The sequence below is a fragment of the Telluribacter roseus genome (genome assembly GCF_017355915.2).
GTDB lineage: Bacteria > Bacteroidota > Bacteroidia > Cytophagales > Spirosomataceae > Telluribacter.
The window spans coordinates 19,953-44,957 of the sequence record NZ_JAFEUV020000001.1 but is presented as its reverse complement, the minus strand read 5'-3'; the positions used below and the strand labels follow the sequence as shown (position 1 = coordinate 44,957).

Below are 25,005 nucleotides of genomic sequence, written 5' to 3'. Positions count from 1 at the left end.
TACTTTTTGGCAGGGGCTCTACTCTTGGGAAACTCCTCGTACTCAAACCCTTCGAATACTAGCACTGCCCTCATCTCAAATGGTACCCAAAAGACAGTACGAGCAGGCAAAGTAGAAGTATCTGGCTCTACCGCCCAGTTCAGTACCTCCGGTGACGCCGCCTGTGGCATTACCATTACCAACCTCTGGATATCCAGAAGCGAGATTTGTAACGAGGAGTGCGTAACGCTGAAAGTAAACACTAATACCACCGATAGTATACGCTTCGTCTACTTTGCCAGTCCTACAGATAACCCGTATGTAGATGGGACCTTTATTGGCAAGGCCAAACCCAATGCCGAAGGGGTAGCCGAATTTCCGCTGAATGCTCCGGGTATCAGCCTCCCCGATAACAACGATACGGTATCTCTGACCTGCTATGTATACGCCATTCTGGACGAGAAGCCCTCTGATCCAACGTGTCGACCCTTTGACGGTGAGGCGGTAGTAGTATTAGCCAGCCCTAAAGCTACGATCTCGGCATCTCCTATCTGCGGTAACGACACGCAGGTACCCATTCACCTCAAGATTCACTCCAAGGGTTCGTTCCGGGTTCATTTTGCAGCCAGCACTACTAATAGTACCTGTCAGCAACCTGAGCCGGCAGGTACCGTAAAAACCTTCGGAGGGATAGCCGGAGGAGGAAGAGACACCACCCTGTACGTACCCGCAGACTTTACCGGTATTATCATGATCATTAACACCGGTACCGGCTGCCGGACTATCTACAATGCCCCCCAATTTACCCGCGCCCCCCGGCCTAGCGCCGGTACTGATATAGTAGATGTATGTACCAGTACCGGTACCACCAAACTTACCGGTAGCTCGGGCAATGGTACCTGGAGCGTGGTAGGTACCCCTCCGGGCGTAGCGGTAGATAACGATGGTAACGTGACGGGGCTGATTAATGTAGGTACCTACCAGTTTGCCTATAACGTTAACGGCTGCGCCGATACCGTCTCTGTCAAGACCAAGGACTGTGAGGCGCCTTGTGACATAACGATCAGCGATATTGAGGTTGCCCCGGGTGAGGTGTGTAACGGCGGCTGCGTAACCGTCAAAGTCAATACCACTACGTCCGACTCCGTCCGGTTTGTGTATTTTGAAAATCCGGTTGATAATCCCTACGAGGGGGGAGCTTACCTGGGCACGGCCAAGCCCGATGCCAACGGAGCGGTGCAGCTATCCGGCGTCAGTCTTACCTTCAACAACCGCCTGACCGCGATGACCTGCTATATCTACGCGATCCTGAATAATCCACCCGACGCCAACTGTAAGCCCAAGGCCTGCGCTCCCATCGTACTACTGCCAAGTCCTAAGGCTACTATTACGGCCGAACCGGTATGCGAAGGCACTGCCGAAGTACCTGTCCGTATCAATTTAGAGTCCGCGGGTTCGTTCCGGATACACTTCGCGAAAGGGGCTACTGACGGAAAATGCCAGCAGGCCCAGCCGGTGGAAGCCGTTAAAACCTTCGGCGGCATAGCCGGTGGAGGAAAAGATACCGTGCTGTACGTACCGGCCAACTTCAGCGGCATTGTCATGATCATCAACACGGGTACCGGCTGCCGCACCATCTACGATGCGCCTCAGTTTGTTACCAAGCCTAAGCCCAATGCCGGTGCCGATCTTACCAATATATGCTCAAGCGCTGGTACTACCCAACTTACCGGTAGCCCTGGAGCAGGTACCTGGAGCGTGGTGGGATCGCCTGCGGGCGTGGCCGTAGATGCCAGTGGAAAGGTTACGGGTCTTACCGGTCTGGGTACTTACCAGTTTGCCTACACCGTTAATGGCTGCGCCGACACGGTAGCGGTTACCGTCATTGATTGCGAAAAGGTATATGACCTGGCTTTGAGTAAGTCAGTCAATAAGCGAATCGTAATGCAGGGCGAAGACATAACCTTTACTATCAAAGTATGGAACGAAGGCGAATACACCGCCACCGGCATTGAAGTAACGGACCTACTCAACGCAGGCCTGCAGTACGTAAGTCACACCACTGCCTCCGGCGACTACACCGCTGCTACGGGCAAATGGACATTTGCCAGCCTGTCCGTGGGTGATACTGCTACCCTTAAAGTAGTAGCCCGAGTGGTGGGCGAAGGGGTATTCTTCAATACCGCGGAGATTACCAAAATGGACCAGGAAGATGTGGATAGTACTCCCGGCAACGGAGTAGAGAGCGAAGACGACATCGATCGCCAGTGTATCACAGTACCTATCAAGCTTTGCGCAGGACAGGCAGTAAGCGTAGAGCTTTCCATTCCGGCGCAGTACACAGGGGTAGTATGGTTCCGTAAAAAACAGGGCGGAACGCCCGAGCAGGTAGGTACCGGCAACACCTATGTCGCTACCGAAACGGAGCTGGGATCGTACGAATATACCTATACCGCTTCGCAGGGTACCTGTCCGGCCGAAGGCTGCTGCCCGGTTATTGTGGTAGTAGAAGAATGTTGTCCGGCCAACATCTGTGTACCATTCACGGTCCGCCGGGTACGAAAGTAATTAAGAACATCTGACTATATATCCATCCATGAATAAACCTAAGGTCAGCTCCCAGAGCTGGCCTTTTTTTGGCCCCCATTGCAGTTGTTCTATTCCTTTCCCTTTAATTCTTTCACTAATATTCGGGCTCCTTTCAACCAATAGGTACTTTATCCGATCTTTGTTAACAGTATAAGTATCTAATCATCGTATTATAAGAGTAATAGTTACATGTCTTTTGAAAGTACACTGAGTATCCTGATGCTCCTGGCAAGTGCTGTGGCTTGTCAGCAGTCTGACCCTCAACCCTTGGAAGGTGGTTTGCTCATCCGGCTCAATGCCTCCAACGTCCGGTATGCCCTGTACACCGAGTCGGCTTATACGGCAGGATCGGTACTACCAATCTCTGAGGGGGAGGTCACGAGCAGCCCCCAGCAGATTACATTCATGAACCTCAACCACGGCAACTACGTATTTCAGTACTGTGGCGCCAATTGCATCAATCGTACGGTTCAGGTAACGGGGGGTAAGACCCGAGAATACAGTTTCTAAACTAATTTGTCAGCTATGTACCGTATTGCATTGATCATCGGGATTGCTTTCGTGCTGGTAAGCTGCCAGGCTCAGGAGCTGGTCACGCCGCTAGCCGGCCGGTGGAAGTATACAGCCATTCAGCCCAAAGACTCCGCCTGGACATCGGTGGCCGGTACCTACTACGAACAGATAGAGGTAGAGTTCAAGGCCGACGGAAAGATCAGCTACTACCTGAACAACACCCTGACTACCGATCCCTGCCGAATTCCCTGCAGCCCCACTGCCTACACATACTCCGCCGGCAGGATAGCCTTTACCGACTGGGCAAGCTGCCCCTACGTAGACTGTGCACCCGTTACCGCCTGGAACATTCTGAAGCTAGACAAAGATGTACTGGAAGTAGCGCCGGAGGGTATTTCGGCACCACAGCTGCGGCTGGAACGTATAAAGTAACTGTAAAAAATACAGCAAGTAGAACCAGAACCTGCAGTTCTTATACTAACGGCAGTTTTTTTGTTTTTTAACTCACTGAAAAATCACAAGATTTCTACAAAACGTAACGTTTTGAATAGTAACTTTGGAAGATTTTCAAACCAACCTAATCAGTCCTAACAACAATGTGTGACCTTTCTAAAAAGTATGTAAAGGGGACCTTATGGGCTATGTGCATGTGCCTGCTTGCATTAAGCGGGTATGATGTGGCCGCCCAGAACGCCTCCCCCGGAAAGCGGGTACTTGTGTTTTCAAAGACACAGGGATTCCGTCACGCTTCTATCCCTACGGGAAAAGCGGCAATAATGCAGATGGGTAAAGAGAATGGATTTGCCGTAGATACTACCGAGAACTCCGCTCTTTTTACTGATCAGAATCTGAAAAAGTATAATGCCGTAGTTTTCCTGAGCACAACCGGTGATGTGCTGAACGATGAACAGCAGGTTGCATTTGAAAGATACATACAGGCTGGTGGAGGTTATGTAGGTATTCATGCCGCCACTGATACCGAATACGAGTGGCCCTGGTACAACAAACTCTCAGGAGCTTACTTTGCCAGCCACCCTGGTAACCCCAACGTACAGACGGGCGAAGCTTTTGCGGTTAACCGCGATCACCCGTCCATGAAAGACTTCCCTGACCGCTGGAAAGTAAAGGATGAATTTTACGACTTCAAAAACTTCAATAAGGACGTAAAAGTACTGGTGAAGATTGATGAGAAGACGTACAAAGAAGGTAAAATGGGTGATGACCACCCTATGGCCTGGTACCATGAGTTTGACGGTGGTAAGGCTTTCTACACCAACTTTGGACACGCCGACGAAACCTTCAGCGATCCGGTGTTCAAGAAGCACCTGATGGGTGGTCTGCAGTACGTAATGGCTGGCAAACTTGACTATACCAAGTCACGCCCCGAAGAAAACCGCTTCACCAAAACTGTACTGGTAGACAAGCTGGACGAGCCTACTGAGCTGGTAGTACTGGACAACGGCAAAGTAATCTTTACCGAGCGTAAAGGTGCCGTGAAGATGTACAACCCTAAAACCAACAGCACCCAGACGATCAACAACATTCCGGTTCACTTCGAGCGTGAGTACGGTCTGATGGGTATCAACATTGACCCTAACTTCAAAGACAATAGCTGGGTGTACCTGTACTACTCGGCCGTAAAGCCTGATACCAACAACCGCCTGGTACGTGTGAAGTGGGATGATGTAAACAACAAGCTGCGCATGGATACCGAGCAGCTGATTCTGAACGTAGCTGAGCACCGCATCGGTGGACAGAACGACTGCTGCCACACGGGTGGTTCTATCGCCTGGGACCGTGAAGGTAACCTGTACCTCTCTACCGGTGATAACACCAACCCATTCTTCTCGAACGGCTTCGCCCCTATCGATCAGCGGCCGGGCCGTGAGAAATACAGCGCACTGCAATCATCAAGCAATACCAATGACCTGCGTGGTAAAATCCTGCGTATCAAGCCTCGCGCCGATGGTGGCTACGACATTCCGGCAGGTAACCTGTTCCCTCAGGGTACTAAAGGAGCTCGTCCCGAAATCTATGTAATGGGTAACCGTAACCCTTACCGTATTTCGGTTGACCAGCGTACCGGCTTCCTCTACTGGGGTGAAGTAGGTCCTGACGCCGGTGAAGATAATCCTAAGCGCGGTCCACGTGGACACGACGAGATCAACCAGGCTCGTAAAGCGGGTTACTTCGGCTGGCCTCTGTTTGTAGGTGATAACAAACCTTACCGCGACTTCAACTTTGCCGATAGTACTTCCGGTAAAGCCTTTGATCCTGCTAAGCCTATCAACCCATCCAAGCTCATTACGGGTCTGAGAGAGCTACCACCAGCTCAGAAGGCATTTATCTACTATCCTTATGCCGAATCTCCTGACTTTGGTCCTATCGTAGGCAAAGGCGGTCGTAACGCTATGGCTGGTCCGGTGTACTACTACGACGACTACGCCGACAGCAAGGTGAAATTCCCCCGTTACTACGACGGAAAGCTTTTTGCTTACGAGTGGATGCGTAACTGGATCAATCCGGTAACGATGACCAAGGAAGGTGATTTCGTAATGATGGAGAAGTTCATGCCAACTGCCAGCTTCAGCCACCCTATGGATATGCAGTTTGCGAAGGATGGATCACTGTACATGCTGGAATACGGCAGCAACTGGTTTGCTCAGAATGATGATGCCCGTCTGTCGCGTATCACGTACAATGCAGGTAACCGTCCGCCGGTAGCCGAAGCCAAAGTGGACAAGGCAGTAGGTGCGGCACCTTTGGCGGTGACTTTCTCTTCAAAAGGATCCAAGGACTTCGATGGTGACGCCATCAAGTATGAGTGGACTTTTGGCAAAGGACTACCTAAGAGCACCCAGGCTAATCCTAAATTCACCTACTCTAAGCCTGGTGAGTACACGGCTACCCTGAAAGTAACTGACGCCGCCGGCAACAGCGGTACTACCAACCTGATCATCAAGGTAGGCAATGAGGTACCTAAGGTTGATATCGCTATCAAAGGCAACAAGTCCTTCTACTGGGCCGACAAGCCTGTAGAGTATCAGGTAAAAGTTACCGATAAGGAAGATGGTAGCCTGGATAAAGGTACGATTCCAACTGAAGACGTGATGTTCAATGTTAACTTTATGGAAGGATTTGACAAAGCTGTACTGGCTCAGGGACATCAGACTGGCACCGGATTCTCAACGGGTCGTCGTTTGATCGAGCTTAGCGACTGTAAGGCTTGTCACTCACTGGATCAGAGATCCGTAGGACCTGCCTACATGGAAGTAGCCAAGAAGTACCAGCGTGACCGCAACGCCCTTAAGAGACTATCTGAGAAGGTGATCAAAGGTGGTGGTGGTGTATGGGGCGAGCAGGCTATGAGCGCTCACCCACAACTGAAGCAGGATGAAGCCGAAGACATGGTTAGATACATCCTGTCACTGGCTAACGACAAAAAAGCTGAAAGTCAAATGGCTCTGCAGGGTAACTTTGTTCCCAAAGCACAGGCCAAAAACGGTTCATATATCTTTACAGCTACCTATACTGACAAGGGCAACGGACAGATTGGTCCCATGACCGGTATGAGCTCAATAGCTCTGCGCCCGGCCCGTGTACAGGCTAGCCTCTATGAAGGTAGTAAGGATGTATTCAAGTTTAAGCTTCCAGAAGAAGGTGGTGAAATCGTAGTAGGTTTGAAGGATGGTAGCTATATTAGCTACGATGACATCGACCTGACGGGCATCCAGAACTTGAAAGTGTTTGCGATCTCTACGAGTGCTCAGACTGTCGGAGGAACGCTGGAAGTACGTCTTGATTCACCCACGGGTCCGTCTATTGGCCAGACTGCCATAGCTACTGATTTTGGTGGTGAAACAAACATACCACTTTCAGTACCGGCCGATAACCGTCGTCGTAATCTGTTCTTTGTGTTCAAGAATCCCAACGCCAAGGACAAGCCCCTGTTCTCGATCAACTGGATTGAGTTTATGAATGGCAGTATGTAATAATTTTGATTTATAAAATACGACAGGCGTGGAGCAGATTGCTTCACGCCTGTTTTTTGTTGATATTCAGCAAGAGTTCCAAAATCACTCCACTTTCTGATAAACCAGAAAATGCTGGATGGGCAGAAAATCCTCCCGCTGCACAAGTTTAAATCCATTAGCTTTCAACTCTTTATTAGCTTGCACTACACTTAGCTTATGCAGCCTCTTGATCGGTACGGCCGGATCCTCAGCCCGGTACTCCAGTAAAATCAGCCTGCCATTCGGCTTCAGTGATTCCCGTATCGCCTGTAGCATCTCTTGTGGGTACTCCAGTTCGTGGTATACATCTACCATCAGCGCCAGATCTACTGCCCCCTTCGGCAGATTAGGTGATTTAACGCCCCCCAGCACTACCTCAACATTTGGAAAATTCAGCTCCCGAGCCCGGCTCTTAAGAAACCTGACCGACTCCTCCTGCACATCCACCGCATACACCCTACCCTGAGGTACCCTAGGGGCAATCCGAAAAGTGTAGTAACCCGTACCTGCACCAATATCCGCTACCACACTACTACTATCAATGGGTAACTCGCGGATGGCCAGTTCGGTATTTTCCTCCTGCTGGCGCTCGTTGCGCTCGAGCCAGTCAGCTCCGGCAAAATTCATCACCCGTGCTATTTCCCTTCCTAGGTATACCTTACCAATACCATCCGGAGAGGGTGTTTTGTAACTGTAAACAGTACTGTCGGAGGCCTGTTTGCTTTGTGATGTAGAGGACGAAGAGCAGCTTAGGGTACAAAGCCCCAGAACAACAAAGGCAAGATAGGGTTTCATGGAGCAGACTTTTAGGTTCCCCCATTAACCCATTGTATATTTTATTGTTTGAAGTTATACGTATCCCTCGATACCCAGGCCAAAAAGGGCAAAGTCATACTTTACCGGATCCTGGGGGTCGAGCAGCCGGAGTGAAGCTGTGAGCTCGATAGCCGTTTGCCAGTCGGTCTGCGGGCGCGTGATGAGACCCAGGTGCCGGGCCACGCGGTCCACGTGCACATCACACGGACAGACCAGCTGACCAGGCCTGATACGCGTCCAGATGCCGAAGTCCACGCGCCGGTTGTCCTGCCGGACCATCCAGCGCAAAAACATATTCAAACGCTTACAGGATGACTTTCGGGCTGGTGTGGCAATGTGCTTACGGGTACGGTCGGGGAAATTATCTAATGAACAGAATAGGTCATGAAAGCCCCGCAAGGCTCCCTCGACGGTTTGGTCATCACTCTGCATTCCCCTCAGAAAAGCCTCTTCCAGCGAGTCGTGCTGCCGGTAGAAGTCCTGAAAGAAATAGAGGAAGTATAGCGTATCGGTAGCGTTGAACGTCCGGTGCTTAAAGTGCAGAAACCGCTTCAGATCACTATCCTGATGATTTCTGATAAAATCGTAGGGAGCCCCATCCATCAGCTCAACCAGCTCCAGACACTTATTGATGATGGTCTTTCGCTGGCCCCACGCCAGTATAGAAGCCCAGAAGCCCATAATCTCAATATCCTGCTTAAGGCTAAACCGGTGCGGAATACTGATCGGGTCATGGGGGATAAAATCGGGGCGGTTGTACTGCTCGTACTTCCTATCAAGCAGTTCAGCAATATACCCCGGTACTGCCGCAGTTACGGGGCTAGTTGCGGGGGCTGGCATGATTACTTCTGAACAGATAAGCCAGTACCCTCGATATACCCGAAAAGAACATTACAATACCCGAAAATAGAAAAGTAAATATGGCTATAAAGGGGTACATGATCGTAAACATCACACTCCAAACCTTGTAGCCTGTAGTATTCTTAAGTGCGGCTCTCTCTTCTTCCCGCTTCGATCTGTACTGGGGTGAATGTTTCATTGTGTCTGTTGAGGCAATCTCCGTAGCGTTTTCTGCTTTTTCGGAGTAGTATGGTGTACTTCTTAATTAGATTCTATATAACTGATTTCGGCCCTGAACCGACGGGTATCGGGTGAAAGCCGCTCAAAGGCACGGGCCGAGAGCTTTATTACAATGTCTTCGTTGACCGAAGTATTAGGTATCCGACCTATTACTTTTACCCAAAGGGTTTGCTGATTATACTCATTCTTTACCTGCACCAGCGTTCCAATGGGAGCGCTACGGTGTAAGGCCAGAAACTTACTTGTACTTTCATCTGTATCAATCACCTCCGCCAATCCGGTTTCGCGCATCTTCTTTCCTGCCATAGGGGCCGTAGGCATGGGTGCCTCTACAGGCTTCACGACTTTCTGAGGCACGGCTGCCTTGGCACGGGCCGAATCCGATACATCGTTATTGGTTACTACCTCGCTGGGGCGACGGGCCAGATAAGCACTTTCGGATACGATCAGCTCCTGCCCTAGCATAACATTATCCGAAGTCATGTTGTTCCACCGGCGAATGTCAGCCATAAGTACACCGTTCTTAACGGCTATACTATACAGAGTCTGACCGGCCTCTACCTTATGAATACCGGAAGCAGCGGGCGCAGCCTTCTCAGGCGTAGCGGCAGCTACCTTTTCTTCCTTAGGCTTCTGCTCTTTAACTTCCTCCTTGGCCACCTGTTTCTTCCCTTGAGGCGCCACGTAAGGCACCCGTATTACCTGATCATACTTCAATTGATCTTCAATTCCGGGATTGGCATCCTTGATAGCCTGAATCGTGGTCTTATAGCGGCGCATCACGGCATACATAGTCTGCCCCGGATTTACCTTATGCAGTATGTACACTCTCCCATTCACCGTTTCGGTTCCTACTGAGTCAAACCGGGCTTCCGCTGAACGGGCTGTACCCATTGCCCAGGTCGCTTCCCATCCCGACAAACAGCATACCAATACTAACGCCAATCGAATCAGATCTTTCATGTTAGGGTTTAAGTTTAAGGCTTACTAGTTCATTATTATTCCGCAAAAAGACAAGCGTACTTCCCTTCAAAAACATCGTATCCCTACCCACTCCCTCTCTCCCCTCGGTCAGACGCTGATGGTAAAGCACCTCTCGCTGCCGGTTTACGATTAATACGTATTGTGCTATCTTTTCTTTCTCGTAAATGTAGTAAGAAAACACTATATAAGGATTTACTTCCAGATAATCAACCACTACGGGCTCTTTCACATTCACGGTTTTATCCAAAAACGACGAAAGGGTACTAAAATATACATCGCGTGGCCGATACCTGACCGGTACCTGGTAGTTGGGCTGGTCGGCGGTATCCATTTTTTCTTCCTCCTGGTACGGTAGCAGCTGCCCGGTATGCAGGTTGCACTGCTTGTACCGCACGCTGTCGTTCTGCCGGGTAGCTATCAGCAGGTAAGTATCATCCAGAGCCCGCACAAAAACATGATTGGGAACCGCCCAACTCAGTAACCCCTCCCCCGTCGAAACGGCCAGCAGATCCGTTGGCTCGGGCATATCCGGAAAGCGGTAGTTGTGCAGCAGCACCCGCTCCCCCGCAAAAGCGGTAAGCGTAGTCCACCAGTCAGTTCCTTCCGGCTTGACCTGCCACCGGAGCTCCGCTGCTGCCAGATCTACCAGAGCAAAAGCCGTTTCTTTATGTTGAGTATCCCGCAACTCCACCGCCCACTCGTCGCGCTGCGGTGAAGGATGGGGTACGATTCGCCAGATGGCATAGGGAAATACGTGGGAGAATTGCTCTGTCAATACGATCAGCAGATTTATTCCGGGTGGTGGCCCATAGTACATACCCTGAACAACCTACCGGTAGCGTTGTTCCTATAAGATAAAGTACTCCCTGATCTGACTCCTACTAATCGACTCAAATCCTTACTGGGCTATAAACAAAGATACATTAATTTTAGAAGTTTTTTAGAGCAACCCAAATCTTACTACGTACTACCGTGAAAATAATAGGTATCATACCCGCCCGCTTTGCTTCCACCCGTTTTCCGGCCAAGGCCCTCGTTGATATTGATGGCAAGAGCATGATCCGGCGCGTGTATGAACAGGCCGCGCAGGCCTCACAACTGGAAAAAATCGTTGTAGCTACCGACGACGAACGCATCCTCAGCCATGTGGAAGGCTTTGGCGGCATGGCCGTTATGACCTCACCCGACCACCAGAGCGGTACCGACCGCTGCTTTGAAGCACTACAGCGTATTGATCCCTCAGCCGACTATGTTATCAATATTCAAGGTGATGAGCCTTTTATCCATCCCGGCCAGATAGACCGCCTGGCCGAAGTACTTGACGGACATACCGAGCTGGCTACGCTGGTAAAGGTTATTGAGGACGAAGAGACGCTCTTTAATCCCAATGCTCCCAAGGTCGTACTCACCAAACAGCAGCAGGTACTCTATTTCAGCCGGCATCCAATCCCGTATATGCGAGGCCTTCCGGAACCGGACTGGCTTAGCAAACATACCTACTACAAACACATTGGTATCTACGCCTACCGGACGGATATTCTGACCCAGATTACGCAGCTTCCTGTATCGTCACTCGAAAAAGCTGAGGCTCTCGAACAACTCCGATGGCTCGAAAATGGTTATACTATAAAAGCGGTAATTACGCCGGAGGATTCACACGGTGTGGATACCCCCGAAGACCTGCACCGCGTGGCACGGAAATTTTTGTCCGGATCAAGTCCATCGTCATAGATACTGGCAACTATAACAGGAATTAACTGTGACGTTGCATCAGTTCAGATGCTATTACCGTATCATACATAATACTCATATACTACCAAACGAATCCTTAACAGCTGTTCACATGCAATACAACATATTATGGGCCGATGACGAAATAGATCTGCTCAAACCTCATATCATGTTCCTGACCAATAAAGGGTATCAGGTCACTCCCGTCAACAGTGGAGCTGATGCCCTGGAACAGGTTGATAAAAAGCGCTTTGATATTGTTTTTCTGGACGAGATGATGCCCGGTATGACCGGGCTCGAAACCCTCGCTCAGATCAAGCAGATGCACCCGGCCTTACCGGTAGTCATGATCACCAAGAGTGAGGAGGAGCATATTATGGAGGATGCTATCGGAGCCAAGATTGCAGATTACCTCATCAAGCCCCTCAATCCCAACCAGATACTCCTTTCGGTCAAGAAAATACTGGATAACAAGCGCCTCGTCACTGAGAAAACTACCCTGAGCTATCAGCAGGAATTTCGTAACCTGGCCATGCAGTACCAGGACCGCATCGGACATGAGGAGTGGGTGGAAATCTATAAAAAGCTGATTTATTGGGAACTCGAACTGGAGACCTCTCAGGACCAGAGTATGGCGGAAGTATTCAACATGCAGAAGAGCGAGGCCAACGCCAACTTTGCTAAGTTCATTGAAGAGGAGTACGAAGACTGGCTCAACGACCCGCGCGCCGATAAGCCTGTGCTGTCCCACCAGTTGATGAAGCAGAAGGTGTTCCCGCACATGAAGGGCAGCAGCGAGCCGCTTTTCTTCCTGCTCATCGACAACTTCCGCTACGACCAGTGGAAAGTAATACAGTCTATCATGCAGGAATACTTCACTATCGAAGAGGAGTCGGCCTACTACTCTATCCTGCCTACTACCACCGGCTACTCACGCAATGCGATCTTTTCGGGCATGATGCCCAGCGAAATGGAGCGCAAGCACCCTCAATGGTGGGTAAGCGACGAAAACACACCCGAAGGAGAGGAAGGCCTCAACAACTACGAAAACGAGTTCCTGCAGAAACAACTGGAAAATAACCGGCTGAACATCAAAGCCTCTTACAATAAGATTCTGAATACGAATCAGGGTAAATCGCTGGTAGATAACTTCAATAACCTATTGAACAACCAGCTCAACGTCATCGTGTACAATTTCGTGGATATGCTCTCGCATGCCCGTACCGATGTACAGATGATCAAGGAGCTGGCTCCCGACGAAGCTGCCTACCGCTCCATTACCCGGTCGTGGTTCCAGCACTCTCCCCTGCTGGACTTCATCCGCAAGGTAGCTGAGAAGAAGGGCAGACTGATTCTGACCACCGACCACGGTATGACCCGGGTACAAAAGCCGGTGAAGATCATTGGTTACCGCGAAACCAACACCAACCTGCGCTACAAGCACGGAAAGAACCTTGGCTTTGACGACGGCCATGTATTTGTCTGCCGTAAGCCGGAGCGCTTCTTCCTGCCCAAACCTCACGTATCTACGGCTTATGTATTTACCAAGGAAGACTACTTCTTTGCCTACCCCAATAACTACAACCAGTACGTCAACCTGTACCGTGATACCTTCCAGCACGGAGGGGTATCGCTGGAAGAGGTAATCATTCCTTTTGTACACATGAAGGCAAAGTAGACGTAGAAAGTTTATGTCCCTATTTCTAAAAGCAGGTCTTTAAGACCTGCTTTTTTTTGTGCCGGACCTTCATTCTTCACTTGCCTTTCCGGTTCAGGATGGCGCCATTTTTGCTTGAGAACAGGCAGATACGTAACCGAATCCTTCATATAATTTATTAAACCACGAATCTCCTATTTACTATTCAGGTAGCTCCACCGGTAGCTAGGTGGGATAAATCCTGATGAATGCGCCCGCGGATGAATAACGCCCTCTACCGAACACTCCTTGTACTACTTGCCGCTACCTTGCACAGCTGCATCCCAAAACACCTGGACCCCACCCGCAATGGGAGTACCATCCCGATACAGAGTCTGAGGATTAGCGAAACCTTTGACTTCCGTTCTACGCGGGACATCCAGCTTAATATCGAAGTCAGCCATAGCGCCACTGCCGGAGAACGCTTCCGCATTAATGTGTATGACAACTTACCTACTATCGGGCAGAAGATTGCCTCGGGTATGACAGCGGCCAATCAGTCCCTGAAGCTGGAGTTCAGGATACCGGCTCCTCTGACTGATCTGTACATTGAGAAGATCAGTGCCTCTGGTGCCTCCGAAGTCAGGAAAGTAAAGGCAGCCGAATTTGTCTCTGCCGATTTCAAAACTACCACTCCTGGTGTAGCACTCAGGGTACAGGCAGGCTCAGGCCTCGATTGTATGACGGGAGTCACCCGGTCATTTACCAACTACAGGAGCAACATTACTGTAAATGCCGGTGAGGTAGTCAGCCTCAGAGGTACTTATAGCGGTAGTATTACCATGAATGGGGGGACGCTCAGGATCTGTGCCACCTCCGCTAACATCACCGGATTGAGTTCTTCAAAAAACGCCGACTGCTCCGTGTACTTTCTGGAAGGATCAACGGTGAATGTATCGGCTCTGAATTTTAATAATCCGTCGGCGGTCATACATAACTACTCTGACGCCCTTACCTTTACAGGCAATATCTCTACCGGCGGCTCCTTTGAGAACTATGGTAAGATGACCGTAAACGGAGACTTTATTATCAATAATAACAGTACAAACACGTACCTGAACAACGGGGAGCTTACCGTAAAGCTATCATTGACCAACAACCGGCACCTGATCAACAACAATTCAATACTGGTAGAAGGAAATTATAACGTAGGAGGAAACTCCATCAACGAAAACAACTGCAAGCTGGTCATTAATGGTGATTTCAACCCAAGTAATGTTTTCAACAATAACTCCTATATCAAAGTAGCCAAAACTACCTGGCTCAGTGGCAAGGCCAATCTGATGTGTAACAATGGGGCCATGCTGAGTACCACAAATCTGAATTACGAAGGTACCATTACAGGAACAGGCTCCGTGCGATCAATCATAAAAGTAACAGGTACCTCTACCATTGCTTCCCCGGCCACCATGGTCGGAGCGGTGGCCTATTGTGATATGAATGGTATAGAAAGCAACAAGTCCTCCATTGGCAGTAGCCACTTTACCTGTAATAGCAGCAATTACCTACCTACCAGTTCCTGTAATCCTGAAGGCTTCGGCACCGCTCCCGCGGTCAGTGTAGTTGCCGATACCGATAAAGATGGCGTACCCGACGCGCAGGATGATTACCCCACCGACCCCACCCGTGCCTACAACACCTACTACCCCTCGGCTACCGGCTGGGCCACCTACGGCTTCGAAGACCTCTGGCCGGCGCAGGGTGATTACGACTTCAACGACCTGGTGATCAACTCCCGCATTACCCGCGTATACAACGCCGCTAATAAGCTCGTGGAGATAAAAAATAACATCATCATCCGGGCTATTGGCGCTTCCTACGAGAATGGCTTCGGCTTCCAGCTCGATGGTGTCAGTAGCAGCGAGGTCGCCAGCGTCACGGGGTACAGCCACACCAAAGGGTACGTGCAACTGGCTCCTAACAAGACCGAAGCCGGCCAGCCCAAGGCGGTCATTATCGCTTATGACACCCCTGAGCCACTGATCAAGCGTACCTCCGGCTCGATGTTCAATACGGTAAAAGAAAACCCACAGGGCACTCCCGGTCAGCTCGAGCTGGTCGTGCGCTTTACAACACCGCTGGACCCGGCCAAGGTAAGTCAGGAGAAGATCAACCCGTTCATCATCGTGGATGGCCAGCGGGAGGTAGAGGTGCACCTGGCTAATTATGCACCAACAGCTAAGGCTAACACCAGCCTCTTTGGTACCAGTAAGGATAATTCCAACCCATCCACCAGTCGTTACTACCGCACTGTTGGCAACCTGCCGTGGGCAATCGAACTACCCGTGGAATTTAACTACCCAGCGGAGGCAACACCTATTACAGATGCCTACCTCTACTTCAGCGAGTGGGCACAAAGCAGCGGCTCGATCCGCGCCGACTGGTATGAAAATAAACCTGGCTACCGGAATAGTATAAAAATCTATAAGTAAAAAGGACAACTATCTTGAAAGCAAAAGAGCGCACCCGGAATCTCGGGTGCGCTCTTTCTATTATTTCTTATACTAAATCAGCGGGGAACGGCTTCTTTTACCTCTCCATTTTCGCACTTAAGTATTCGAGCGGGAAAATTGCGAAGAAAGTCGTAGTTATGCGTCGCCATCAGAATAGCCGTACCAGCGTTGTTAATCGTCTGAAATACCTGCATAATCTGTTCGCCCACTTCGGGGTCCAGGTTACCGGTAGGTTCATCGGCAATCAGGATCTGCGGTTCGTTGAGCATAGCACGAGCTATAACCACCCGCTGCTGCTCACCACCCGATAGCTGATGCGGCATTTTCTTGGGCGAAGTACTCAGACCTACCTGCATCAGTACTTCCGAGATACGGCGCGATATATCCGCTTTGTCTTTCCAGCCCGTAGCCCGTAGTACAAAAGACAGGTTCTCCTCTACCGAACGGTCTGTGAGCAACTGAAAATCCTGAAATACGATACCGATCTTTCTGCGAAGAAAGGGGATATCATTACGGCGGATTTTCTGCAGCTCATACCCTGCCACCTTAGCCGATCCGGTCTGTAACCACAGATCAGCGTAGAGTGTCTTGAGTAATGAACTTTTGCCACTACCTGTGCGCCCAATCAAAAACACAAACTCACCTTTATTAACCTGGAAGTGTACATCAGCCAATACCAGCTTTTCACCCTGGTATATATCCACACGCTCCAGCGTTACGACAGGTTCAGTCGAAAAACTCATGCTATACGATTATTATAGAATAATGCCGCCTGTACCCAGGCCCGGTCAAGTCAGGTCCCGTAATAAGGTATTAGCTGTTTCCTTTGTTATAGTCAGCCAGGAACTTCTCCAGACCAATATCAGTCAGCGGGTGCTTCAGCAGGGCAGTAATAGCGCTCAGAGGACCAGTCATTACATCAGCTCCCAACTGAGCACACTGAATGATGTGCATCGGGTGACGTACCGAGGCAGCCAGTATCTGTGTTTCGTAGCCGTAGTTACGGTAGATGGTCACGATCTGCTCGATCAGGTCCATACCGTCCGTTGAGATATCGTCAAGACGTCCCACAAATGGCGACACATAGGTAGCACCGGCTTTGGCGGCCAGCAGAGCCTGTCCGGCCGAGAATACCAGGGTACAGTTGGTTTTGATACCTTTACCTGAGAAATACTTAAGCGCTTTTACCCCATCTTTGATCATAGGTACCTTTACCACGATCTTGTCATCTATTTCAATCAGTTCTTCCCCTTCGCGGATCATACCTTCATAATCCGTAGAGATCACCTCAGCACTTACATCCCCTTCTACAATATCACAGATGGCCTTATAGTGGGTCATGATGTTGTTTTTGCCCGTGATGCCTTCTTTGGCCATCAGGGAGGGGTTAGTAGTTACACCATCAAGGACACCCAATGCCTGGGCCTCCTTTATTTCTTGCAGGTTGGCAGTATCAATAAAAAATTTCATGAAATAAACTGGGGATATGGTTGTACGAATAGCCGCAAATGTAGGGAAGCAAAAGGAAACAAAAAAAGGCAAATCGAGAATCTCACCGCTACAACTACCTACCCTTGCTTCGGTCAAGACCTGGGGGATTCAGTAGGAGCTGGTAGTTCCGATTTGCCGATGCAAAGATAAGTACTTTTTCCAAACGAGAAAAGTATTCACTCATCATTCTGTCGTACTTTTGTGGCAACCAACTTTGAATGAGCTACCATGCGCCAATTATTTTTTTTTATTAGTACCCTCTTTATAATGATTTCCTGTTCGCAGTCATCAGATGCCTTCCTCGAAAAGGGACGGTCGCTGATGAAAGAAGGTAAAACCCGCGAAGCCATAGAGTACCTCAATAAAGCCATTGAGAAAAATACTTCCAACGCCGAAGCCTTCAACGTACGGGGCGTGGCTTACTTTGAACTGAAAGAGTACCCTACTGCCCTGCTGGATTACGAACAGGCCATACGGCTCGAGCCCAAATTGTACCGGCCTTACTTCAACCGGGCCCTGCTTTATACTTCCCAGAATAAGCTGGACTCAGCCCTGGCCGATTATGACCGGGCCATACAACTTGCCCCCGACACGGCTGATGTACATCTCAACCGGGGCCAGATACAGGCTCTGCTGAACCGGGTTCCTCAGGCAATTCAGGATTTTGAGAAAGCCACCCAGCTCGACCCCAAGAACACCCAGGCCTGGTACAACCTCGGTAACACCTACTACCGGCAGGGAGCCTATGACAAAGCAGCCGTAGCCCTCCGCAAAGCGACTGGCCTGGATCCACAGTTTGGGAAGGCGTTCTACGGACTGGGCCTGGCTCAGTGGCAGACCAATGAAAAAGACCTGGCTTGCGTAAACTTAAAGCAGGCCCAGCGCCTGGGCTATCAGGAAGCCGCCGCTGCCGTTGCTCAGTACTGCGGGCAGGAGTAGCCGTTCATTCTAGCACATTGTTTCAAATGATACGGGTATGAGTGCTAGAAATCAGGAATATGGAAAAGTACTTACAAAACTGTGAGCGATTGTCCAATCGCTCGCAGTTTTGTATTTAATTAAATCCTAACCCACAATCTCGCTTCATCTAAATAACTTTCAGTAATTTCGTTATTGTCACTCTTATTCCTACCCCTACATGAAGTACATTGCCATATTTTTCGGAATTCTGTTCGTTCTATTTGCCTATTTTCAGTTCAATGATCCCGATTCCGAAATCTGGATTATAACTTATTCGGTTGCAGCCCTAGCCTGCTTCATGGCCCTTCGCGAGTTATGGCCGTGGTGGGTATTTGCTATACTGGCAGTAGGCTACCTGGTTGGAGCCATTGTACAATGGCCTGCTCAGTTTGAGGGAGTCTTGTTTGGCGAAATGGGCATGCGTAGTATGAACATCGAGCTGGCGCGTGAGTCGCTGGGGCTTGGCATGTGCGCAATTGCCAACGGACTCCTGGCGTGGATGTTGCGGCGTTAGCCCTCCCACAGCCACTCTATTTCCTTCACATCAAACTGGGACACTGTACCATCAGCCAAGCGTACCTGAAGCTTTCCTACTTCTGTGATACCGATTATACATCCGGAGAAAGCGTTTTCTCCGGCCCTGAAGGTACGCTCCTGCTCTAACCCCAGCAGGTACTGAAGGTACTCATCCCGGATTTCCTGCCTGCGCCCTGCCCGCAGGCGCAGGTAGTACGATTCCACCCAATGCAGAAGTTGGGGAAGCTCCTCATTTAGTGAGAAAACTTTTCCTGTACTCTTCCCCAACGAAGTGGAACGTAGCGACTGAAATTGCTGTTGATTGATATTGAGGCCGATACCTACCACCGAGTGAGCGATACAGGTACCCTGTAGTACATTTTCGATAAGGATTCCCCCTACTTTTTCAGCATCTATATACAAGTCATTGGGCCATTTGACCAGTGCCTTAGGTGTATACTGCCGTAAGTAAGCCCTTACCCCCAATGCCACTGCCTGGCTCAGCAAAAACTGCTCGTGTACCAGTAAGAATGAGGGCCTTAGCACTAACGATAAGGTAAAGTTCTGCCCCTGGCTGGTAATCCACTGGTTGCCCCTTTGGCCTCTACCCGCCGTCTGATGATCAGTGATGACAACAGTCCCCTCGGGAAATATAGACTCACGTACTATTTCAGCCGCTATGTCGTTGGTAGAATGACAAGTTGGCAGATAAAGAATCTTTTTACCCAGAAAGAGTGTTTTAGATACAGAATCGTACAATTTTTTTGATTTATTTTTTACTTTTATAAATGGGAAAAAAGTGCCACGCACTTATATCTTTTTCACAGGTAACACTAACGCATGAAACAACGCAAAAATAAAGAAGTATCTTCACAAGAACTCTGCCAGCTGGTGGCGAAAGGAATGATGGAAAAGAAAGCGCAGGAAATCGCTATTCTTGACCTTAGAAACGTAAAGAATGCAGTAGCTGATTATTTTGTAATATGCTCGGGTAACTCCGATACACAAATTGACGCCATCGCTGATTCTGTTGAGGAAGAAGTATACAAGACTTCGGGCATCGATCCGTGGCATAAGGAAGGTAAGACTAACCGGGAGTGGATACTAATAGACTACGTAGATGTTGTGGCGCATGTTTTTAAGAAAGATCGCCGTAAGTACTACGATCTGGAAGAACTCTGGGGAGACGCCGAACTGACAATCATTGAAGAGTCAGTTGCTTAATATATTCCGCGTGAACATTCATAGTACGGAATATGTTCTCATTAATATTATATGTACTAATGCCCTAAAATAATGTCTGAAAACGATAACAAAAGAAATCCGTTAAACCCAAAAAGTCCTCAGCGGGGGTATCAGGGCTGGATAATTGCCGCTCTGATTGCAACTATCCTGGGGATTACCTATCTCAATCGCTCGTCTACGTTGCGGGAGATTACCCAGAAGCGTTTTGAGAAAATGGTAACTGATGGGGAAGTAGCCCGCGTAACCATCGTGAACGATAAGCTGGTGGAGGTTACCCTGGAGCCGGATGCCTTGAAGAAAGATAAGTATCAGGTTATATCGAAGGAAAACAACTACTTTGGTGGTGAGTCTGGCCCGCACTATCAGTTCCAGATTACCTCAGCAGAGACGTTCAAGAAAGATCTTGAACAGATGCAGGAGGGGACTCCGGATAATGAAAAGGTAGAGTATAAGATCGATACCCGAAATGACTGGACCGGCTTCCTGGGCACGTGGGGCTTCTTTATCATTATGATCCTGGTGATGTACTTCCTGTTGGGTCGTATGTCAGGAGGTGTAGGTCCCGGTGGACAGATCTTTAACATAGGTCGTTCACGCGCCACTCTTTTCGATGCCGAAAACAAGGTTAAGATTACCTTCAATGACGTAGCTGGCCTTGACGAAGCCAAGGAAGAAATCAAGGAGATTGTCGACTACCTCAAGAGCCCCGAGAAGTTTAAGAAACTGGGAGCTAAGATTCCTAAGGGTGCGTTGCTGGTAGGCCCTCCGGGTACCGGTAAAACCCTGCTTGCTAAGGCGGTAGCCGGTGAGGCAGGTGTTCCATTCTTCTCTCTGTCAGGTTCTGACTTCGTAGAAATGTTCGTAGGGGTAGGTGCTGCCCGGGTTCGTGACCTTTTCAAGCAGGCCAAAGAAAAAGCTCCCTGTATCATCTTTATCGATGAGATTGATGCCGTAGGTCGTTCGCGTGGACGTGGTGCTATGCCAGGTGCCAACGATGAGCGTGAAAATACCCTGAACTCACTACTCGTGGAGATGGATGGTTTTGCCACAGACTCTGGTATTATCATTCTGGCGGCTACTAACCGTCCGGATGTACTGGACTCTGCGCTACTTCGTCCAGGTCGTTTTGACCGTCAGATTTCGGTTGATAAGCCCGATGTAGTAGGTCGTGAAGCTATCTTCAAAGTACACCTTAAGCCACTTAAACTGGGCGAGGATGTAGATTTGCAGAAACTGGCCGCTCAGACACCTGGTTTTGCCGGTGCTGAAATAGCCAACGTATGTAACGAAGCGGCCCTGATTGCTGCCCGTAGAGACCGCAATGAGGTAACCATGCAGGACTTCCAGGATGCGATGGATCGTGTAATTGGTGGTCTCGAGAAGAAAAACAAGCTGATCTCTCCCGAAGAGAAGCAGATTGTTGCTTACCACGAAGCTGGTCATGCTGTAGCAGGTTGGTACCTGGAGCACGCTGACCCCTTGGTAAAGGTAACTATCGTACCACGTGGTGTTGCCGCGCTGGGATATGCGCAGTACCTACCCCGTGAGCAGTACCTCTACCGTACCGAGCAGCTCTTTGATGAGATGTGTATGACATTAGGTGGCCGTGCCGCTGAGGATGTAGTATTTGGTAAAATATCTACTGGTGCCCTGAGTGACCTTGAGCGAGTGACTAAGCTTGCTTACAGCATGGTAACTATGTACGGTATGAATGAGCGTATTGGTAACGTTTCGTACTATGACTCCAAGCAGTCTGACTACTCCTTCACAAAGCCTTACTCGGAGTCTACTTCGGAGGCGATTGACGAAGAGGTACGCAAACTGATCGATGCGGCTTACCAGCATGTCAAAGGTATGCTGATGGACAAGCGTGAAGCACTGGAAAAAATTGCTCAGGAGCTACTGAAGAAAGAGATTCTGTTCCAGAGTGATCTTGAAAAGCTAATCGGACAGCGTCCGTACGAGAAAGAAACCAGCTATCAGGCTTATATCAACCGCCGCTCTAACGAAGAGGCAGCTATCCATCAGGAAGCTGTTAAGCACGCGGAAGATAAACACCAGCAGGATGGCGAAGATGTAAACGTAATTACAGAAGAGCGTAGCTCAGCCGAAGAATCCAAGGCCTAGATTACCTCTTAACTCAAATACCAAAAAAGCTGATCAGTAAATACTGATCAGCTTTTTTTATGCACTTATATCTGTCTATCCGATAGAAATCTACACTTATACAATTCCCTCTGTTGCTTTCTTCATTTTAGCCAGACTGGTCTTTGCCACCAGCAGAGCATCCTGTGCGTAGTATGTAGGATTGAATACTTCCAGCGACAAGATAACAGGTCTCTCAGGATTACGCAGTGACTTTAACAGCTTGCCCAGAGGAGCTACCCCATCTCCCGGATATACCCGGTCAGCATCCGTTAGTTTTTCGGCCGGAATAGTCGATGGATAATCATTCATATGGAAGATCTCGATCAGAGGCTTTCCTACCAGATTAACACTATCCAGTCCTGAGCCGCCCCGGTGTAGGTGGTATACATCCATGAGTACCCGAGCCGACGGATGGCCACTCTGCGCCGCTACAAATAGGATCTCTCCAACGGTACTGAGGTTCTTGGAGAAGCCCCACAGCTCCAGATGAGGTACTACGCCCGTCTGATCGCCCAGTTCAAGTATAGTCCGGTACCGCTCTGCCACCTTCCTGAGGTCCAGGTAGTCACCCTGAGTGGCTCCCATAGCAGGGGCTGCAATGCGCTTACAGCCAATCCCGGCCAGCATCTCCGACTCGCGCTTAAGCTGATCTAGGGCTTTGGCTCGTACGGCGTCATCATTGACTATCCATTGCGCAAATCCAATGGCATCTTCGGCCGTTACGCCGTGATCGTTCAGGTGCCGGCGGGCCTGCGCAAGCGTACCTCCGCCTTTCAGGTAATCTTCCAGACTATTGATCCAGATCTCGACGGATCGGAAGCCAGCCTTGGAAGCTACTTCAATTTCTTTCATGAAGCCCAGCTTGTGTCCCCGCAGGGTACTCATGTTGAGGCAGTAGGTAAAGGGAGCCGCTGGTTTGGGCTTCTCGGCAGTAGCCAGATGAGGTAAGGTAGCCGCTCCGGCCGCAGCCGAAAGGCCCGCTAGTACTTGACGACGATTCATAAAGGAATATTCAATTTTAGATATACATTCGATTGTTCTGATTCAAAAGCAGGTATACGTCTCTTTTTACCTACCTCTCAGGTAAGAGGAACATCTAGTACTTGTATGGGGACAGGCAGGCCTATTCTTTAAGAGCCGCTTCTGGAGCTTTTGGGATTAACTGTCAGTATTAACCGCTTATATCGGGTGAGGCGGGGAGTACCTTGATCAGTGAGTTTAAGAATCAGGTGCGTGGTCTGCGCTTCCTTCACATCCGGTACTACAAACCTGACTTTGGCTTCGTTGCCTCCTTCCAGCTTGAGGGGTCTTTTCAAGGTACCGGCTTCCAGGTACTGCATCCATTCAAAAGAAAGCGGATTGCCATCAGGATCCGAGGAGGCAGAGGCATCAATCTCCAGTACATCACCCGCACTGACAGTAAGAGTAGCAGGTTTGTTTACGACGGGTACCGGTGGGTGATTCGCTTCCCTGTAGGGTGTCATACACCAATCCATGCGGGCTGCAAAGTCATTCTGGTAGGCTTCCCGCCAGCGCCAGATCGTGGCCCGGTTGTCCATATAGTACCGGTTGTCAAGGCCAAGTACTTTATCTGAGGCATTGGTCCAGATAGGTCGGGTTTCTTCCTGTATGTACCAGTGCTCGGTCAGGGGCTTGTAGTACTCATACCGCCCCCCCCAGCCCCCGTAGTTGGGGTGCTCCGGGCTGTTGAGCCCGTTGTTGATCAAGAACATAAACGAAGGTGAGTCTCCTTCCATGATGTATTCAATTTCGGGGTACTGCTCGCCCAGCGGACCATGATTTTGCTGAATGTTTTTGTGTACCCAGGTATTGGTAACCAGTGTTGAATCGGCTCCACAGGCAAAGTTGTAGAACTTCTCGCCGGATATTCCGCTCCAGGTGGAGTAAAAGTAGCCATGAACACCAAACTCGGTAGTACCCGGACTTACTATGTAGAACAAGTCCTTAAAGTTGCTTCGGAGCCAGGGGCCTGTATCATCCTGATCAGAAATCGTGTACACGCGCAGTTTTTTGACAAAGGCAGCTACATCCCTGGCGTTTCGATCCTTCTTTACTTTCCACAACGCCTGAGCCAGGCAGTTGGCTCCTCCCCATACCGTCACCCACACAGGACCGGATGTAGCATCTACTACTTTGATAATATGCTCTGAGCCGTCGGAGTCTTTGCCTTCTCCTACCCCATTCATGCCGTAAACAGGCAGTCCCTTTTTTACTACTGTCCACAGATAGTCATAGGTCGGGTAGCCTTTCTCGTGCAGGAGCAGGTTAGGCTGTACTTTCTGGTAAGCTTCCAAGATCTGGTGAATGCGCCAGTCGGCGATCTTATTACGCTGATGAATAGAAGTAGTAGCGATCAGCCCCTTTACATCAAACTGACTGGAATACAACAGGAAACGAACCAGCGACATGGCATCGTCAGGTTCATTTTCGATATCCGTTAGTACTATGACCTGAGGTTTTGCTGCTTCCTGAGCAAACGCATGACTTGTGCTTATCCAGAGGGTCAGGCCAACAATCCAATACCAGTTTTTCATGAATGTGTTCTGATTAGAGTACCACGGCTTCGTGTAGCAACGTGTATGAGGTATGTAGTTACCTATAAAAGCAGCCGAATGGGGTGTTCCTACCAGTATATTCAGAAAAAGCCAAAACAGAATTACTGTCTAGCCCCTATCTCTGATAACCACTTCTATCTCAGTAAGTCCACAAGTTTACTCATACTTGTCAATGTACGTATCTTATTAAAATACAAAAAATTTGTGATGGGCAT

21 protein-coding genes are annotated in these 25,005 nt (G+C 49.5%); 11 read left to right on the top strand and 10 right to left on the bottom strand.

The window, feature by feature from the left end:
• Positions 1–24: 24 nt before the first annotated feature.
• From JTN23_RS00205 to JTN23_RS00190, 4 genes are all read left to right on the top strand, one after another.
• Positions 25–2,547 (top strand): DUF11 domain-containing protein, encoded by a 2,523-nt coding sequence (locus JTN23_RS00205; RefSeq protein WP_247231335.1) that lies wholly within the window; start codon positions 25–27, stop codon positions 2,545–2,547.
• A 210-nt stretch (positions 2,548–2,757) separates the two neighbouring features.
• Positions 2,758–3,078, top strand: coding sequence for a hypothetical protein (locus JTN23_RS00200; RefSeq protein ID WP_247231333.1), 321 nt, complete (start codon positions 2,758–2,760; stop codon positions 3,076–3,078).
• Positions 3,079–3,093: 15 nt separating this feature from the next.
• On the top strand, positions 3,094–3,513 hold the full coding sequence (locus JTN23_RS00195) for a hypothetical protein (RefSeq protein WP_247231331.1): 420 nt from the start codon (positions 3,094–3,096) through the stop codon (positions 3,511–3,513).
• 164 nt (positions 3,514–3,677) lie between these two features.
• Complete coding sequence (locus JTN23_RS00190) at positions 3,678–7,073, top strand: ThuA domain-containing protein (RefSeq protein WP_409049420.1); 3,396 nt, start codon at positions 3,678–3,680, stop codon at positions 7,071–7,073.
• Between the two features lie 84 nt (positions 7,074–7,157).
• Here JTN23_RS00190 and JTN23_RS00185 read toward each other — a convergent pair whose 3' ends face one another.
• The 5 genes from JTN23_RS00185 to JTN23_RS00165 form a co-directional block, all read right to left on the bottom strand.
• The gene (locus tag JTN23_RS00185; RefSeq protein WP_247231329.1) at positions 7,158–7,721 is read right to left on the bottom strand and encodes a class I SAM-dependent methyltransferase; all 564 of its coding nucleotides are present in this window, start codon (positions 7,719–7,721) and stop codon (positions 7,158–7,160) included.
• Positions 7,722–7,943: 222 nt separating this feature from the next.
• On the bottom strand, positions 7,944–8,750 hold the full coding sequence (locus tag JTN23_RS00180; RefSeq protein WP_247231328.1) for a TIGR02757 family protein: 807 nt from the start codon (positions 8,748–8,750) through the stop codon (positions 7,944–7,946).
• Complete coding sequence (locus JTN23_RS00175) at positions 8,731–8,949, bottom strand: hypothetical protein (RefSeq protein ID WP_247231326.1); 219 nt, start codon at positions 8,947–8,949, stop codon at positions 8,731–8,733. Before JTN23_RS00175 ends, JTN23_RS00180 begins: the two co-directional genes overlap by 20 nt.
• 62 nt (positions 8,950–9,011) lie before the next feature.
• Entirely contained in the window at positions 9,012–9,953 is a 942-nt protein-coding gene (locus JTN23_RS00170; RefSeq protein WP_247231324.1) for a LysM peptidoglycan-binding domain-containing protein, read from the bottom strand.
• 1 nt (position 9,954) lies between these two features.
• Positions 9,955–10,749 (bottom strand): DUF4905 domain-containing protein, encoded by a 795-nt coding sequence (locus tag JTN23_RS00165; RefSeq protein ID WP_247231322.1) that lies wholly within the window; start codon positions 10,747–10,749, stop codon positions 9,955–9,957.
• 197 nt (positions 10,750–10,946) lie between these two features.
• On the opposite strand from JTN23_RS00165, the gene kdsB reads away from it, so the two are divergent.
• From kdsB to JTN23_RS00150, 3 genes are all read left to right on the top strand, one after another.
• Positions 10,947–11,705, top strand: a complete 759-nt coding sequence (kdsB, locus tag JTN23_RS00160; protein ID WP_247231320.1) for a 3-deoxy-manno-octulosonate cytidylyltransferase — start codon at positions 10,947–10,949, stop codon at positions 11,703–11,705.
• A 112-nt stretch (positions 11,706–11,817) separates the two neighbouring features.
• Positions 11,818–13,383, top strand: coding sequence for a T9SS response regulator signal transducer PorX (gene porX / locus JTN23_RS00155; RefSeq protein ID WP_247231317.1), 1,566 nt, complete (start codon positions 11,818–11,820; stop codon positions 13,381–13,383).
• Positions 13,384–13,670: 287 nt separating this feature from the next.
• Positions 13,671–15,833, top strand: a complete 2,163-nt coding sequence (locus JTN23_RS00150; protein ID WP_247231315.1) for an LruC domain-containing protein — start codon at positions 13,671–13,673, stop codon at positions 15,831–15,833.
• A 77-nt stretch (positions 15,834–15,910) separates the two neighbouring features.
• Here the strand turns inward: JTN23_RS00150 and JTN23_RS00145 are convergent, their stop codons facing one another.
• Positions 15,911–16,597, bottom strand: coding sequence for a cell division ATP-binding protein FtsE (locus JTN23_RS00145; protein WP_247231313.1), 687 nt, complete (start codon positions 16,595–16,597; stop codon positions 15,911–15,913).
• Between the two features lie 70 nt (positions 16,598–16,667).
• Complete coding sequence (gene fsa / locus JTN23_RS00140) at positions 16,668–17,324, bottom strand: fructose-6-phosphate aldolase (RefSeq protein ID WP_247231311.1); 657 nt, start codon at positions 17,322–17,324, stop codon at positions 16,668–16,670.
• Positions 17,325–17,612: 288 nt separating this feature from the next.
• Here fsa and JTN23_RS00135 point away from each other — a divergent pair, with 288 nt between their 5' ends.
• Complete coding sequence (locus JTN23_RS00135; RefSeq protein WP_247231309.1) at positions 17,613–18,284, top strand: tetratricopeptide repeat protein; 672 nt, start codon at positions 17,613–17,615, stop codon at positions 18,282–18,284.
• Between the two features lie 199 nt (positions 18,285–18,483).
• The gene (locus tag JTN23_RS00130) at positions 18,484–18,819 is read left to right on the top strand and encodes a transmembrane 220 family protein (RefSeq protein WP_247231307.1); all 336 of its coding nucleotides are present in this window, start codon (positions 18,484–18,486) and stop codon (positions 18,817–18,819) included.
• Here the strand turns inward: JTN23_RS00130 and JTN23_RS00125 are convergent.
• Positions 18,816–19,580 carry a biotin--[acetyl-CoA-carboxylase] ligase gene (locus JTN23_RS00125; RefSeq protein ID WP_247231305.1) on the bottom strand — a complete coding sequence of 255 codons (765 nt, stop codon included), beginning with the start codon at positions 19,578–19,580 and terminating at the stop codon, positions 18,816–18,818. The genes JTN23_RS00130 and JTN23_RS00125 overlap by 4 nt on opposite strands.
• Before the next feature lie 81 nt (positions 19,581–19,661).
• Between JTN23_RS00125 and rsfS the strand changes: the two genes are divergently transcribed.
• Together rsfS and ftsH are read left to right on the top strand one after the other, a co-directional pair.
• Positions 19,662–20,045, top strand: a complete 384-nt coding sequence (rsfS, locus tag JTN23_RS00120) for a ribosome silencing factor (protein ID WP_247231303.1) — start codon at positions 19,662–19,664, stop codon at positions 20,043–20,045.
• Between the two features lie 72 nt (positions 20,046–20,117).
• Positions 20,118–22,193, top strand: a complete 2,076-nt coding sequence (ftsH, locus tag JTN23_RS00115; RefSeq protein WP_247231300.1) for an ATP-dependent zinc metalloprotease FtsH — start codon at positions 20,118–20,120, stop codon at positions 22,191–22,193.
• 96 nt (positions 22,194–22,289) lie between these two features.
• Here ftsH and JTN23_RS00110 read toward each other — a convergent pair whose 3' ends face one another.
• The gene (locus JTN23_RS00110; protein ID WP_247231298.1) at positions 22,290–23,216 is read right to left on the bottom strand and encodes a sugar phosphate isomerase/epimerase family protein; all 927 of its coding nucleotides are present in this window, start codon (positions 23,214–23,216) and stop codon (positions 22,290–22,292) included.
• A 128-nt stretch (positions 23,217–23,344) separates the two neighbouring features.
• Positions 23,345–24,769 carry a DUF1593 domain-containing protein gene (locus tag JTN23_RS00105; RefSeq protein WP_247231296.1) on the bottom strand — a complete coding sequence of 475 codons (1,425 nt, stop codon included), beginning with the start codon at positions 24,767–24,769 and terminating at the stop codon, positions 23,345–23,347.
• Positions 24,770–25,005 lie beyond the last annotated feature (236 nt).

Coding starts and splice junctions, on each gene's coding strand:
- JTN23_RS00200 (WP_247231333.1), top strand. CDS start 2,758: ATGTCTTTTGAAAGTACACTGAGTATCCTGATGCTCCTGGCAAGTGCT.
- JTN23_RS00195 (WP_247231331.1), top strand. CDS start 3,094: ATGTACCGTATTGCATTGATCATCGGGATTGCTTTCGTGCTGGTAAGC.
- JTN23_RS00190 (WP_409049420.1), top strand. CDS start 3,678: ATGTGTGACCTTTCTAAAAAGTATGTAAAGGGGACCTTATGGGCTATG.
- JTN23_RS00185 (WP_247231329.1), bottom strand. CDS start 7,721: ATGAATTTTGCCGGAGCTGACTGGCTCGAGCGCAACGAGCGCCAGCAG.
- JTN23_RS00180 (WP_247231328.1), bottom strand. CDS start 8,750: ATGCCAGCCCCCGCAACTAGCCCCGTAACTGCGGCAGTACCGGGGTAT.
- JTN23_RS00175 (WP_247231326.1), bottom strand. CDS start 8,949: ATGAAACATTCACCCCAGTACAGATCGAAGCGGGAAGAAGAGAGAGCC.
- JTN23_RS00170 (WP_247231324.1), bottom strand. CDS start 9,953: ATGAAAGATCTGATTCGATTGGCGTTAGTATTGGTATGCTGTTTGTCG.
- porX (WP_247231317.1), top strand. CDS start 11,818: ATGCAATACAACATATTATGGGCCGATGACGAAATAGATCTGCTCAAA.
- JTN23_RS00145 (WP_247231313.1), bottom strand. CDS start 16,597: ATGAGTTTTTCGACTGAACCTGTCGTAACGCTGGAGCGTGTGGATATA.
- fsa (WP_247231311.1), bottom strand. CDS start 17,324: ATGAAATTTTTTATTGATACTGCCAACCTGCAAGAAATAAAGGAGGCC.
- JTN23_RS00135 (WP_247231309.1), top strand. CDS start 17,613: ATGATTTCCTGTTCGCAGTCATCAGATGCCTTCCTCGAAAAGGGACGG.
- JTN23_RS00130 (WP_247231307.1), top strand. CDS start 18,484: ATGAAGTACATTGCCATATTTTTCGGAATTCTGTTCGTTCTATTTGCC.
- rsfS (WP_247231303.1), top strand. CDS start 19,662: ATGAAACAACGCAAAAATAAAGAAGTATCTTCACAAGAACTCTGCCAG.
- ftsH (WP_247231300.1), top strand. CDS start 20,118: ATGTCTGAAAACGATAACAAAAGAAATCCGTTAAACCCAAAAAGTCCT.
- JTN23_RS00110 (WP_247231298.1), bottom strand. CDS start 23,216: ATGAATCGTCGTCAAGTACTAGCGGGCCTTTCGGCTGCGGCCGGAGCG.
- JTN23_RS00105 (WP_247231296.1), bottom strand. CDS start 24,769: ATGAAAAACTGGTATTGGATTGTTGGCCTGACCCTCTGGATAAGCACA.